Origin of the sequence: Anabaena sp. UHCC 0253, from assembly GCF_009712085.1 — a bacterium.
Classification (GTDB): Bacteria; Cyanobacteriota; Cyanobacteriia; order Cyanobacteriales; family Nostocaceae; genus Dolichospermum.
Window position 1 is genome coordinate 65356 of sequence record NZ_VILD01000004.1, and the last position, 14096, is coordinate 79451.

Genomic DNA, 14096 nt, shown 5'->3' on the forward strand with positions numbered 1-14096 from the left:
AAACTTCCATGAGTGATTCCAAGCCAAGAGACGTACAAATTCTCCCTATTGCTACAAATACAAAAGTTCTCAGATCACGGAGTAAATCACGTCTCAGGTTTGAAATTGAATATGCACTGGAACGTGGTACTACTTCCAATTGCTATTTAATAGAAGCCGATAAAACTGCATTAACAGATCCACCAGCCGAAACCTTTACAGACATTTATCTAGAAGCATTACAGAAGACAATCAATCTGCAAAAGTTGGATTATGTGATCTTGGGACATTTTAACCCCAATCGTGTCCCAACTTTAAAAGCAATTTTAGCGATCGCACCACAAATTACTTTTGTTTGTTCTCTTCCTGCTGCTAATAACTTACGTGCGGCTTTCACAGATCAAGATATCAAAGTTTTAGTCATGCGGGGGAAAGAAACCCTCGATTTAGGTAAAGGTCATATTTTGAAATTTTTACCTAATCCTAGTCCCCGTTGGCCAGAAGCACTTTGTACTTATGATCAACAAACCCAAATTCTGTTTACAGATAAGCTTTTTGGCGCTCATATCTGTGGTGATGAAATATTTGATGATCATTGGGAAAACTTTAAAGAAGATCAACGTTATTACTTTAATTGTCTCATGGCTCCTCATGCGACCCATGTGGAAGCAGCTTTGGAGAAAATCTCTGATTTACAGGTGCGAATGTATGCTGTTGGTCATGGTCCCTTAGTCCGTACCAGTTTAATTGACCTCACAAAATCCTATAGTGAGTGGAGTCGCGCTCAAAAAGATCGAGAAATATCCGTCGCACTACTTTATGCTTCAGCCTATGGCAACACTGCTACATTAGCACAGGCGATGGCATTAGGATTAACTAAAGGTGGCGTTGCGGTTAAATCTGTTAACTGTGAATTTGCTGGTGCTGACGAAATCCGTACCACCTTAGAACAAGCAGATGGTTTTATCATTGGGACTCCTACCATTGGTGGTCACGCACCTACGCCTATTCACACCGCTTTAGGGATTGTCCTCTCTACCGGTGATAATACTAAACCAGCGGGAGTATTTGGTTCTTACGGTTGGAGTGGTGAAGCTTTAGACTTGGTAGAAGGTAAACTCCGGGACGCTGGTTATCGTTTTGGTTTTGATACCTTGAAAGTCAAGTTTAAACCTGATGAAGTTACTCTCAAATATTGCGAAGAAGTCGGTACAGACTTTGCTCAAAGTTTACGCAAAGCCAAAAAAGTTCGTGTTCCCCAACAAGCTGCAACCCCCACAGAACAAGCTGTAGGTCGCATTATTGGTTCTGTATGTGTGATTACAGCCAAACAGGGAGAATTTTCTACAGGGATGATGGGTGCTTGGGTATCTCAAGCTACATTTAATCCACCGGGAATTACGATGGCGATCGCTAAAGATCGAGCAGTTGAATCTCTATTATATCCTGGTGGTAAATTTGCTCTGAATATTCTTCCTGAAGGTGTTCATGTCGAATACATGAAACATTTCCGCAAGAGTTTTGAACCTGGCGAAAATAGATTCGCTAATTTCCCCATAGCTGAAGCAGATAATGGTTGTACAGTTTTGACAGAAGCTTGTGCATATCTAGAATGTTCCGTTCAGCAGCGTCTAGAATGTGGTGATCATTGGGTAATATATGCAACCGTAGATAATGGTAAATTACTCAAACCTGATGCCATGACTGCTATTAACCACCGGAAAACAGGCTCACACTATTAAATAAGTAAGTAGAGGGGCGTTAAAAATTGTCGTTGGGGTAAGGGAACAGGGAACAGGGAACAGAAAAATCAGTTGTGTAATTAATTCTGTCCCATTACTGAGCAAGTCGTATATAGGACTAATCTTCATGTAAATAATACAACCGTCTTGGCACATTACCACCCAAGGCGGTTTTTTGGCGCTTGAGATATAAATTAAGTTAAAAATGGGTAATCTCAATTTAAGGGAACAAAGAACAGGGAAAAGGTGACAGGTGACAGGAGTAATGACTCATTACTAATTATCCATTAATTTTTAAAAGCCATGAAACCAGAAGATTTTCAAAAAATTATAGGTTACTTTGTTGAAGAAGCAAAAGAACATTTAAATACAATATATCAAGGTTTCTTCAAACTGCAAACTACAATTGATGATCGTTATGAATTAGAATCTATATTCCGTGCTACTTATAGCCTCAAGGGTGGTGCAGCAATGCTAGGGTTTACGAGTATGCAAAGAATTGTACATGGGTTAGAAAATTGTCTCAAGTTACTGCGTTATCCTATCATCGCTGATGAACCTTTACAGTTATTATTCTTAGATGTATATCATACACTCAGAAAATTAATTTACCAACTAGAGACAACGGAAGGTTTAACATTAGATAAATTAGTTGATATCACTTTGAATATTGATGCTATTTTTACCCTGTTGAATTCCCATCTGCTATTCTTAATAGATAAATCAAACTATAAAAATAAAATTGCTAACTTAGATTCTTGTCAAACATGGAGTTATGAAATTCCCCTAAAATTAATCTTATTAGACTCTAAAGCTTTTTTATGTAGAACCTTTGCTGACTACTTTGCCAATTTACCCAATGTAGAAATAGTTAATGGTACTATTGAAGAATTACCTTTTTTCGATTGTGTAGTTACGGCGGCTAGTTCTTTAGTTTCTGCTCATAGTGTGGATGCCTCAACTCTCAGCTTTTTTGGCGAAGATGTAGAAAAATTATTACAAAAACGGATTCAAGAAGTGTATTTAGGAGAACAACCTCTAGGAACATCTTTTATTTTAGAAACCAATCATGCCCTACACCCATTTATTGCTCACACACCTACCCTGAGAATGCAGGTATCTATGGCTGGAAAGGATCATGTGTACCAGGCTATATGGTCAACACTTTTGGCTATTCGTCAACATAATAAATTGTATTGCAATAGTTTACAACATCAGATTAATATAGTTGCTATTCCTGGTTTGGGAACAAGTTTTGGTAGTGTTCCAGTTGATGAAGTAGCTAGACAAATGTCTATGGCATATCAAAATTTTCTTTTTAGTGTTCAGCCATTGTCGTCTACCTCTCATAGACAAGCTCAGAATCCACTCCCCCTGCCTGAAAACCTGCAAAAGTAAAATTTTTTAAACTTCCGCAATTCCCAGCAAGACAATTACGAAATCTTGGTTTAATCTTAGATTATGAAAGTATTAGTAGTTGCATTTTATTCAATATATTACCAACTACTGTCAAAGCAATTTTATAGTATCTTCTTCTTCCCATGAATCCTAAGCACACAAAAATTAAGTTTCCTCTTTGGCAATATTTAAACCAGCCATTATTTAGGCATGATCATCAACTAGTCTGGAATCCCCAACGCTTCGCTATTCTCTGGCGCATCCAACTTTTGGAACGGTGTTGGGGAAAAAAATGCGACGCTCAAGGTAAACAACAATCTTAGAGGATTGGTGATTGGTGATTGGTGATTGGTGATTGGTGATTGGTGATTGGGAAGAGGCAAAGAACAGAGAGAACATTTTTCACCAATTACCCATTGTCAATTATCAATTGTCAATTATCAATTGTTAATCCTATTGAGTTAGAAATAAAAATCCTACTTGAAATAAACCCACAAAAAAACCTAAAAAACCACCTAAAGTTACAATTGCTTGTAATTCATTTCTGACAATTCCTTCAATTGCATTTTCTAATTCAGCCGGAGAGGTAGCTTTTACTCGTTCTACAATTACTTGATCTATAGATAAAATAGGAATTGCTTGAGCGACAATAATTTCTAAATCTCTCTCTAAATACTTCTCTAAAATTAATGCTAAATCCCGCGAAACTACTTCCAAAGAGGTATTGACAACTGGTGAACTACTTAACCGATTTAACAAAACAATAGAAATTCTTTCCCAGTCGGCTGATTCCGTTAATTCTTTGAGCAAATCGCTACCACTATTTTGCAGATATTGACGAACACTATCCCTAATAGTTTTTCTTAATTGACGGACAGTACCAACTGGTAAATTTTGTAAAGATAAATTTTGTAACAATCCCTTGATGCGATCGCGCATTTTTAAATCTTTAATTAATTCTTGCAACCGTTTATTAGTTGCTTCTTTTTCATCTAAACAAAATGTCCGCAATCGAGTGAGAGTATTCTTTAAACCAAACAAATTTGCCACTACCCAATAAGTTCCGCTGGTTTTTTCTCGAAAACTTTCATCAATAGTTTGAATTGTCCGATCTGTTAAAAAATCAACTATAATTTGTCGTAATATATCCGGAGGTAAAACCACCTCTAATAACCAATCAGCTAATCTAATAGATTGTTCTTCAGTAAGTTGAAATTCTAGTAATACTTTGTCAAATATTTGATTAATTTGTGTTTCTAAAAATGTTTCTTGTCTCGCTAAAACCTTTAAAAGACGTGGTAGAGATTCACCCAATAAATCACGTAAAATTCCTGCTAAAATTTTCGTGCTACGGGGATTTTTATCTCCTTTAATTTGGTCAATTATCAGCCGTAATAACCAGAAAATTCCGCCTTGGATTCGTTCGGGTTGCAAAAGTCTCCGCGCTAGATTTTGCAGTTCTTGTGGAGTTAGTAGCGATTTCATAATCGCATTAGCAATATTTTGTCCTAGTCGTTCTTGATTACTAGGAATTAAACCAGGTGTAAAAGGTAATTTTTTTCCAAAAATATAAACTGCTCTATAGGGACGAAATAACATTTTTATGGCTATATCGTTTGTATAATAGCCAATTACTGCACCCAGTACGGGGGGTGATATATATAATAAAATTCGAGACAAATCCACCTAATTCTTCTTCCTCCTAATTCTTCTTCCTCCTGACTCCTTTACGGGCGAAGTATTCAGGCGATAAATAATCGGTTTTTCCCAAGTAGGGGCGTATCCCTGACGGGACTGGAAGCATCAGCATTCGGGCGATAAATTATCGGTTTTTTCCCAAGTTTATTTTCCGAATGCTTCGCCCCTACGACTTCTAACTACTAGCCCTTCAGAGTTTGCTGGAATTTTTAATTGCTGACTACTAATACTCCCATCATACCGTTAGCTATAGGATAGTGTGTAACATCCCTAAAACCAGCTTGAAGTGCTAATTCTATTTGCTCTTTACCAATGGGGAAGCGGTCTAAACTGGGGCTGATATAGGCATATTCTTCTTTTAAGCCCAGATTAGTGGCCATGGGGACAACACAGTTATTTAAGTACCATTGTTGTACAGCGCGGAATTGCTCATTAGTTGGGCGATGAAAATCTAAAATGGCTGCTTTTGCACCTGGTTTCAGAACACGGCGAATTTCTTGGAGACTGCGGGGAATATCTTTAACATTCCTTAATCCATAACCCATAGTAGCCGCATCAAAATAATTATTTTCAAAAGGTAATTCTAATACATCTGCTTCTACCCAAGTGATAGAAGGTTGGGGATAGTAATTTTTAGACCGTTCTTTAGCCGTATTTAATAAGTTTGTAGAAAAATCTACACCATAAACTTGGCCTGTGATCCCTACATGACGTGCTAGGCGAAAAGTTAAATCACCGCTACCGCAACATAAGTCTAAGCTTGTATTACTAGGTTTAGCACCACTCCATTTGACTGTCATTTCTTTCCAAATACGGTGTTGTCCTAAGCTTAACCAATCGTTAAGTTGGTCATATACGGGAGCAATCCGGTTAAATATAGTGCGAACTTCGTTACTCATTTTTTAGGGAACAAGGGGGAGGAAAAGTCATTTTGATGGGAGTGAAATTGTGTAGTTTATGCTTTTAAAGAGCAGCAACTACTAGCTAGAGCGATCGCTACTAATTCCGCTGATAAATGAATCAGCTTGAGTTCATCTTCTCGTAAACTGCATGGTTGTTGCCACTGGATTGATAAAACGCCTACAATTTCACTGCGGTAGCTAATGGGAATTACCAAATGTGCTTTGACATTATTATTTTCATAGTGATTTATACTATTTAAATTACTATCTTTAGGGATATTCAAGGAAAGTTGCAGTTGATTTGTCGCGATCGCTTCACTAGTTAATGGATCTTGTTCTAACCAATTTTTTATAGTCCCAGTCTCACTGTAAACTCCTTGGGTCTTAGACAGGGTATTGTCTTCTATAAGCTGTAAAATGCAGCCATCAGCCGCTAAAGTCTCTGCAAAGGCTTGAGCAATTGGTTTTAGGGTATCTTCTAGGTTAGATCCTGCTTGAGTTACTTCTACCAAAACAGTCAATAAATCCATTTGAGCATGAGCGCGACGTAACTCTTCTGTCCGTTGTTTCAGCAAATCATAGGTTTCTGCGGCTCTTTGCACTACCGCTTTTAATTCGCCAGGGTCCCAAGGTTTCGTGATATATTTATACACCTGTCCAGCATTAATAGCTTCTACCAAGTCTTCAATATCGGTAAACCCAGTTAAAATAATTCTCACCGTATCGGGAAACTGTGGTACAGTTCGACTCAGGAATTCAGTCCCTTTCATTTCCGGCATCCGTTGATCAGAAATAATTACCGCAACTTCCCCTTCAGTCTCCAACAATTGCAAAGCACTCACACCACTATCAGCCTTTAGCACCTGAAAATCACGCCTAAATGTCCGATAAAGCAGATCCAAATTATCTGGTTCATCATCAACAACCAGAATTTTAAGTTTTTTGGGACGTTCAAGAGTCATAAGTGGACGGCGTACTTTTTCAGGTTCAAGATTTGGATTATCCATAGATATTTGTTATATTTTCTACTTATATAGTAATCCTAGATGATGTTAAGAATAACACTAGATTAACCAGGACGGTATAAACAGGAGTCGGGAGAAAGGCACAAAAAAAGATGCCTATGTTGTCCCTATTCGTTTTCTCTTACCATAACTGAGATTTTCTAGCATACTTTAACTGGTATTGAACGGTAACAGGTAACAATTCTTAATTTTCAGGATGTATTTGCATTTTTCTAATTTTATCAATCTAAAATTAGTGAAAAGATGGCTAAGTATGGAGCAGATAGAATCATGAGAGTTTGGTTGGTATGCTTTTTTGTCCTGTTTGCTTTAGCGGAGTTTTTTAAATGGTTACAAGCGTTTTCGATACCATTACCAATATATATTTTAGGAGGAGCATTTTTAGCTGTTGCCTCTAACTATGATAAAATTTTTGGTTATTCTTTAAGTAATGTCTCTTTAATCACAGCCTTGGAACTACCCAAGTTAGCATCAGCAGCGGATTCAACGGCGATTTCTTTGCCAATATCCCGTTCTATATCGGTATCGGTTCAAGAATCTTCAGAAGAATGAACTAAATTGCTAAACTATGGCAAAATAAGAACATTATCCTAAAAAAACTGTGGGTGTAACCATGCAGAGTCGAACTACCAACACCAGCAAAACCAGCCAAAATAACACCTCTGCCCCACAGTCAAACCCCTTCCAAACCAGGCCATTTGAAAGCGATACCCTCAAAAAATCACAACCTCCAACCACAGACATAGACCTAGAAACAGAAAACGAACAAGGGAAATCCTATGGACTGGACTTGAAAAATTTTCCCATATTCCCACCCGAACCACCAAACCAACCAAATATACAACCTAAATTAACCATAGGGCAACCCAACGATAAATATGAACAAGAAGCAGAAAACGTTGCCACAGAAGTAGTTAATAAAATCCACACACCACCCTCTACATCAAACATAGATCACCCTATTCAAACACAAAGAAAAAGAAATCCCACCCATCAAACATTTGATAGAGAAGTAGTAGGAATAAGTGTAAAGAGAAAAGTAAGTACACCTACATTTCAAAAAAATCAAAATCTCCCTGATATAGGACAACAGAATATTCAAACCAAAAGAAATCCTACTCATCAAACATTCGATAGAGAAGTAGTAGGGATGAGGGTAGATAGAAGAGTAAATAAACCCACATTTCAAGAAAATCAAAATCTTCCTGATATAGGACAACAGAATATTCAAACAAAAAGAAATCCTACTCATCAAACATTCGATAGAGAAGTAGTAGGGATAAGAGTAGATAGAAAAGTAAATAAACCTACATTTCAAGAAAATAAAAATATTCCTGATATAGAACAACAGAATATCCAACGCGAATCAGAAAATACGCAAACATCAAATAATCACAATATAGAAGATAGTATTCAAAGTAAAAAAGGCAGTGGACAAGAAATAGCGGCTGATGTCAGAGAGCCTATGGAACAGGCATTTGGGGCTAATTTTACTAGTGTGAGAGTGCATACAGATGGTGAATCAGATCAGTTAAATCAATCATTGAATGCCAAGGCATTTGCTACAGGACAAGATGTATTTTTTAGACAAGGGGCGTATAATCCTACAAGTAGAGATGGACAACATTTGTTAGCTCATGAATTGACTCATGTAGTGCAACAGAATGGGAATACAGTTCAACCAAAATCATTAACTAAAATTGCCAGAAAAGAGAATAAAGACAACAATAATAACTCCCAGAAAATAGCAGAAACAGAAAATAAACAGTCAGCAGAAATTACCCCAAAAACTGCTAAAAGCTCACCTGTAAATACACCTCAACAACCTGCTACTCAACCTAATAATTCACCAGCACCAGAAACTGCTAAGAATCAAAATCAACAAGTAGGTATTCAAGAAAAAGAAAACAAACCTCAAAACAATCAAAAACAAGTAACATCAGCAGCAGGAACAACTGGAAATACAGGAAATAGTAGTGGTGCAAACAGTGGGAATAGTAATAGTAACACAACCACTAATACAGGAGAAAAAGCACCCACATCACCACAACAAGATCCTGCTTTCCAAGAAGTAGTAAATAAAGCCAAAGGTGTAGGAACAAAATCAAAAGAACACGAACCAGCAGCCACAAAATCAAAAGAAGCTCAAGATGCTGCTCAATCTCCAGAAGCAGAACTAAAAGGAAAAGCACAAGATCAAAAAGTTGCAGAATTGGAGGGACAACAACCAGGAACATTTAACGCTACAGCATTCAAAAATCAACTTTTGAATAAAATTAAAGAGATTACCCCAAAAACAGAAGACGAAGCTAAAGAATTTAAAAATAATAATAAAATTGATCAAGTTAAAAATGAAGTTTCTTCTCAAGTTAAAGATGAAAAAGAAAATGCTGCTAACCCCATAGAAGATAAAGTTAAAGAACAACCAGATACTAGTAGTGTTACACCAAAAGAAGTTAAGCCTTTAGCAGCACCACAACCAGGACAACCAACTACAGATATTGGTAGTAAAAATGCTGCTCCCAAACCAAAAACTAATTCAGAAGTTTCTGCACCATTGCAACAAAATAGTCAAGAAATTGACCAAAAAATGGCAGAAGCAAAAATTACCGATGAACAATTAGCAAAATCTAATGAACCGCAATTTTTAACCACGCTAGAAGCTAAAAAAGAGGCGAAAACCCATTCAGCAACAGCACCACAAGAATATCGTCAAAAAGAACAAGGAGTTATTAATAAAGCTGAGGGAGAAGCACAGAATTTAAGTCAAACTGGACTTCAAGGAATGCACGGTGAGAAAGAAAATATTCTCACGCAAGTAATAGGAAAACAGGAAGAAACTAAAGGTCAAGATGAGGGTAAAAGAGGAGAAATTGGTACTCACATCAATGGTATTTATGAAAATACTAAAACTGAAGTTGATAAATGTTTATCTGACTTAGAAACAAATGTTAATAGTAAATTTGATAATGCGTCTAACGCTGCTAAAACCGCATTTGAGAACTATGTCGGGCAGAAAATGGATGCTTACAAACAAGAAAGATATGGTGAATGGTATGATGTAAGTGGGTGGGGTAATAGAGCATCTGATTTCTTCACAGGTTTACCACCAGAAGTAAATAAATTCTTTGAAGATGGCAGAGAATTATATATTAATGAAATGGATACGGCTTTAACAGAAATTGCTAATTTAGTAGCAGATAAACTGAATGAAGCCAAACAAAAAATTGCTGATGGAAAACAAAAAATTCAAGAATATGTAACTAGCTTACCGGAAAATTTACAAGAAATTGGTAAAGAAGCAGCAGAGAATATTCAAAGCAAATTTGATGAATTGGCACAATCTGTAGATAATAAACAAAATGAGTTAATTGATTCTTTGGCTAATAAATATCAAGAGAATCTCCAAGCAGTTGATGCAAAGATTCAGGAAATGAAAGAAGCAAATAAGGGATTCTTAACTAAAGCCAAAGAAGGCATTCAAGGAGTATGGGAAACTATTCAAAAAATTAAAGAAATGTTTATGACTACATTAGCTAAAGTTGCTAGTGTAATTGATAAAATTCTCTCAGATCCTATAGAATTCTTAGGTAATTTAATTAATGGGGTTAAACAAGGTTTTAATAATTTTACAACAAATATTGTTACTCACCTACAAACAGGTTTAATTACTTGGTTAACAGGTGCTTTAGGTGGAATGGGTCTGCAATTACCAGAAGATATCTTTAGTTTGCCAGGAATCTTAAGTTTAGTCATGCAAGTATTAGGACTAAATTGGGGTTACATTCGCGGTAAAGGGGTGAAATTATTAGGTGAACCCGTAGTTGGAGCAATGGAACAAGGTTCAGAGTTATTCCCCATGTTAATGAATGGTGATTATGTGGGAATGTGGGAACATCTAAAAGAAGATTTTAATGATTTAAAAGAATCAGTAATTGAGCAAATTAAAGAGATGGTAATTACTCAGGTAATTACTGCTGGTGTGAAGTGGATTATTGGATTATTAAATCCAGCATCGGCATTTGTGAAAGCAGCAATGGCAATTTATGATATTGTCATGTTCTTTATTAATCGTGGTAGTCAAATCATGGATTTGGTGAATGCGATTACAGATGCAATAGCGGCTATTGCTAATGGTGCAATTGATGGTGCTGCGAAGTTGGTAGAAAATGCTTTAGCTAAGTCTTTACCCGTGGTAATTGGGTTCTTAGCTTCCTTGTTAGGAATTGGGGATTTGGCGAAGAAGGTACAAGATATTATTGGTAAGATTCGCCAGAGAATTGATCAGGCTATTGATAAGTTGCTGCTGAAGGCCAAGAAATTATTCAAAGGAGCAGTTAAGAAAGGTAAAGAAAAAGTAGCTGCAATCACAGAATGGTGGAAAGCCAAAAAGAAATTTAAAGCTCAAGATGGTGAAAATCATACACTATTCTTCAATGGTGAAAATAATTCCGCTAAATTAATGATAGCCAGTACGCCTAAAGTGCTAGATAGCTATTTAGCTGATCTCAAAGCTAAAAATGCAAAAATATCTGATGATAATATTAAGAATGATAATAATAAGAAATTGCAATCAATAGAAGTAAGTGCAAGCAAAATTGATAAATTAAAATCTGATAAATCTATAGGGAAGGGAGTTGGAGAAGAAATATCAACAGAATTAGCCAGCATTGCGAGTAATCTTGCAAGTATTGAGTTATTAGATGAAGGAGTACCCCCATCTCAAATCAAATGGACAACGCAGGGTGAAGATGGTAAATCTATGATAGCTGAACCTCTAAGTTTAGATCCAGGTGGTTTTCAAGGTAGTGAGCCTTATGATGAGTCAGCTTTATGGAAAAAAGTTTCTGTAAGGAATAATAGTACAACTACTATATACATAAGAGGGCATCTTCTTAATCATCATGTACATGGACCTGGTAGTAAGCAGAACTTGACACCCATCACAGGTGCTTTAAATAGTAAAATGGAACGGGAAGTGGAAAGCACTGTGAAAAATAAAGTTTTAGGGGAGAAAAAAGTAGTTAGTTATCATGTTGAGGTTGATTATGGAGGACATTCAAGCAGGACAAATATACCGGATGAAGCTAAATTAGCTAAATCTATGAAATTTCAACTTCATGAGATGAAAGCAGAACCAGGAAAAGATCCTAAACAGCAATCGAGTTGGAAAAAAGCAAATCCAATCAGTATCACTCCATCAATGAATCATGACTTACCTCCTGACTTGTCTGTAGGTAAGTTACCTTCTGTAGATTTTGGTAATGCACCAGTAAGTGACGTTGTGAAAAATATCACAGCAATAGAAGGTATAGGTGAAAAACCAGCAAGGGCAATTGGCGATTTGATAGAAAATAACCGTAAACGTGGTAGAAATGATATTGAAGAAAAAGAACTTATGCATGTAGTTCCTGGTCTAGGAAAGACAAAACTGGATAAAATTAAAAAGCAGAAATTCACATAAAATGTGATAGTTTTATTGTAGGTATCAAAAAATAGATTTTAATTGGGAGAATAATTTATTATGAGTAATACAGAACAACAATCTAGTACAAACACAAGTGAAAATAAAGGCTTACAAGCACTAAAAACTTTAGGAAACTTTTTAGATATAGACGGATGGAATCCTCAATATCTTGAAGATAAACAGGCTTATAAAATCAATTTTGAGAGTGAACATGGTAGAGGACTAGCTTATGCTCAAATTTTCACAGATATAGAGCAATTCTTATTCTATGTCATGATGCCATTTAAAATTCCTGAAGAATCACGAAATACTATAGCTGAATTTATAACCAGGGCAAATTATGGGTTACGTGTAGGCAATTTTGAAATGGATTATGAAGATGGAGAAGTCCGTTACAAAACTTGCATAGATTTTGGTGGGGAAACTTTAACCAATGGCTATATCAAAAACACTATGTATCCAGGATTAAAAACAATGGAACGATATTTACCAGGATTTTTAAGTATAGTTTATGGTGGCAAAACTCCTGAAGAAGCAATCTCAGTATTAGAGGAATAATATTTATTAAATACATCCCATGAGCTTATACAATAAAAATGATTTAGTCTTAGAAGAGTTAATATTATTTACTACTTCTAACTCTTCTTTTACTATAAATCAAGTCAACTTAGCATTACTAAAACAAGACGATAAAATCATCGAATGTTGTCTTAAATTCCCCATCAATTATGAACTTTACCAACAAATAGAACAACAAAATCTCTTTAACCTCAAACCAGAAGTAAAAAGTCCCATCACAGGAGGAAAATTTCTCCCTGAAATAGAAATTAACCTAGAAATTACCCTCAAACCTGACATACTCCCACAATTACTAGAAACCACAAACAACCCTGAAGAAATTGCCAATTATTTAGTAAATCTCAGTCAACAACAATCAGAAAATAAAGACATTCATCCCCTATTACAAACAGAAAATTGGCTATGTTTATCTGTAAAACAAACTCAAAATAACAAAGAAATTGGCTATAATACATTTTGGTATTACGTCAATCCTAGCGTTATTAATAATCCTGATACTACCAGTGAACAAGTATCTGAAGGAATAGTTAATTTTGTCAAAGAATGGACACAAGTAAACTTAGCAACAGCTACCCAAAATTTCACCAATGATATCCTTACAGATATTGGTAACATCTTTCAAGATTTCAGTAACGAGATTTTTTTAGAACCAGGTAAACAAGATACTATTCAGAATAATCCAGAAACTCTTTTTGATAGCATCATTAACTTTTTTGATCAAGATGATTGGTCTTATGTCAAAATAGAAGATAATACTGCTTTACGGTTAGCATTTGAAGGAGATAATGGGAGATGGAACTGCTACGCTAAAGCTAGAGAAGAACAAAAGCAATTTATATTTTATTCAATTTGTCCTGTACAAATACCAGAAGATAAGAGATTAACCATTTCTGAATTTATCACCAGAGCAAATTATGGCATGATTAATGGTAATTTTGAATTAGATTTTAATGATGGAGAAATTCGCTACAAAACCAGCATAGATGTAGATGGAGATAAACTGAGTTTTGCCTTAATTAAAAATCTAGTTTATGCTAATGTCATCATGATGGATGAATACCTACCAGGAATTATAAATGTAATTGAAAGTGATATTTCTCCTGAGTTAGCTATTAATCCAATAGAACAAAATCAAGAAATTAATCAATCATCAGATGAAATTGAACAGTTACCATTAATTATAGCTGTTGATGAACAAAAAGAGGATATTAAAACCCAAAATAGAAACCCCTATATACTAGCAATATTAACACCAGAAGAAATTGCCCAATTTCATCACGCTTTACAAGTAATGCCTCCTTATCAA

Annotated in this window: 10 protein-coding genes; 7 read left to right on the top strand and 3 right to left on the bottom strand. The window is 35.7% G+C overall.

Going from position 1 to position 14096, the window contains the following annotated elements; genetic code table 11:
• Positions 1-8: 8 nt before the first annotated feature.
• The 3 genes from FJR38_RS12170 (at position 9) to FJR38_RS12180 (ending at position 3442) form a co-directional block, all read left to right on the top strand.
• The gene (locus FJR38_RS12170; protein ID WP_168537703.1) at positions 9-1721 is read left to right on the top strand and encodes a diflavin flavoprotein; all 1713 of its coding nucleotides are present in this window, start codon (positions 9-11) and stop codon (positions 1719-1721) included.
• A gap of 303 nt (positions 1722-2024) precedes the next feature.
• A complete protein-coding gene (locus tag FJR38_RS12175; RefSeq protein WP_168537303.1) occupies positions 2025-3119 on the top strand; it encodes an Hpt domain-containing protein in 1095 nt (364 codons plus the stop codon).
• Between the two features lie 143 nt (positions 3120-3262).
• Complete coding sequence (locus FJR38_RS12180; RefSeq protein WP_168497788.1) at positions 3263-3442, top strand: hypothetical protein; 180 nt, start codon at positions 3263-3265, stop codon at positions 3440-3442.
• 130 nt (positions 3443-3572) lie between these two features.
• Here FJR38_RS12180 and FJR38_RS12185 read toward each other — a convergent pair whose 3' ends face one another.
• The 3 genes from FJR38_RS12185 to FJR38_RS12195 form a co-directional block, all read right to left on the bottom strand.
• Positions 3573-4805, bottom strand: coding sequence for a DUF445 family protein (locus FJR38_RS12185; protein WP_168497786.1), 1233 nt, complete (start codon positions 4803-4805; stop codon positions 3573-3575).
• A gap of 221 nt (positions 4806-5026) precedes the next feature.
• Positions 5027-5716 (bottom strand): bifunctional demethylmenaquinone methyltransferase/2-methoxy-6-polyprenyl-1,4-benzoquinol methylase UbiE, encoded by a 690-nt coding sequence (gene ubiE, locus FJR38_RS12190; RefSeq protein ID WP_168537305.1) that lies wholly within the window; start codon positions 5714-5716, stop codon positions 5027-5029.
• Positions 5717-5772: 56 nt separating this feature from the next.
• Entirely contained in the window at positions 5773-6726 is a 954-nt protein-coding gene (locus FJR38_RS12195) for a response regulator (RefSeq protein ID WP_168497782.1), read from the bottom strand.
• 288 nt (positions 6727-7014) lie between these two features.
• Between FJR38_RS12195 and FJR38_RS12200 the strand changes: the two genes are divergently transcribed.
• From FJR38_RS12200 to FJR38_RS12215, 4 genes are all read left to right on the top strand, one after another.
• Complete coding sequence (locus FJR38_RS12200) at positions 7015-7296, top strand: hypothetical protein (protein WP_168497875.1); 282 nt, start codon at positions 7015-7017, stop codon at positions 7294-7296.
• 61 nt (positions 7297-7357) lie between these two features.
• Positions 7358-12208, top strand: coding sequence for a DUF4157 domain-containing protein (locus FJR38_RS12205; protein WP_168537307.1), 4851 nt, complete (start codon positions 7358-7360; stop codon positions 12206-12208).
• Positions 12209-12268: 60 nt separating this feature from the next.
• The gene (locus tag FJR38_RS12210) at positions 12269-12769 is read left to right on the top strand and encodes a YbjN domain-containing protein (protein ID WP_168497776.1); all 501 of its coding nucleotides are present in this window, start codon (positions 12269-12271) and stop codon (positions 12767-12769) included.
• 19 nt (positions 12770-12788) lie between these two features.
• Positions 12789-14096: YbjN domain-containing protein (locus FJR38_RS12215; RefSeq protein WP_168537309.1), on the top strand; the 1308-nt coding region annotated here is incomplete at its 3' end.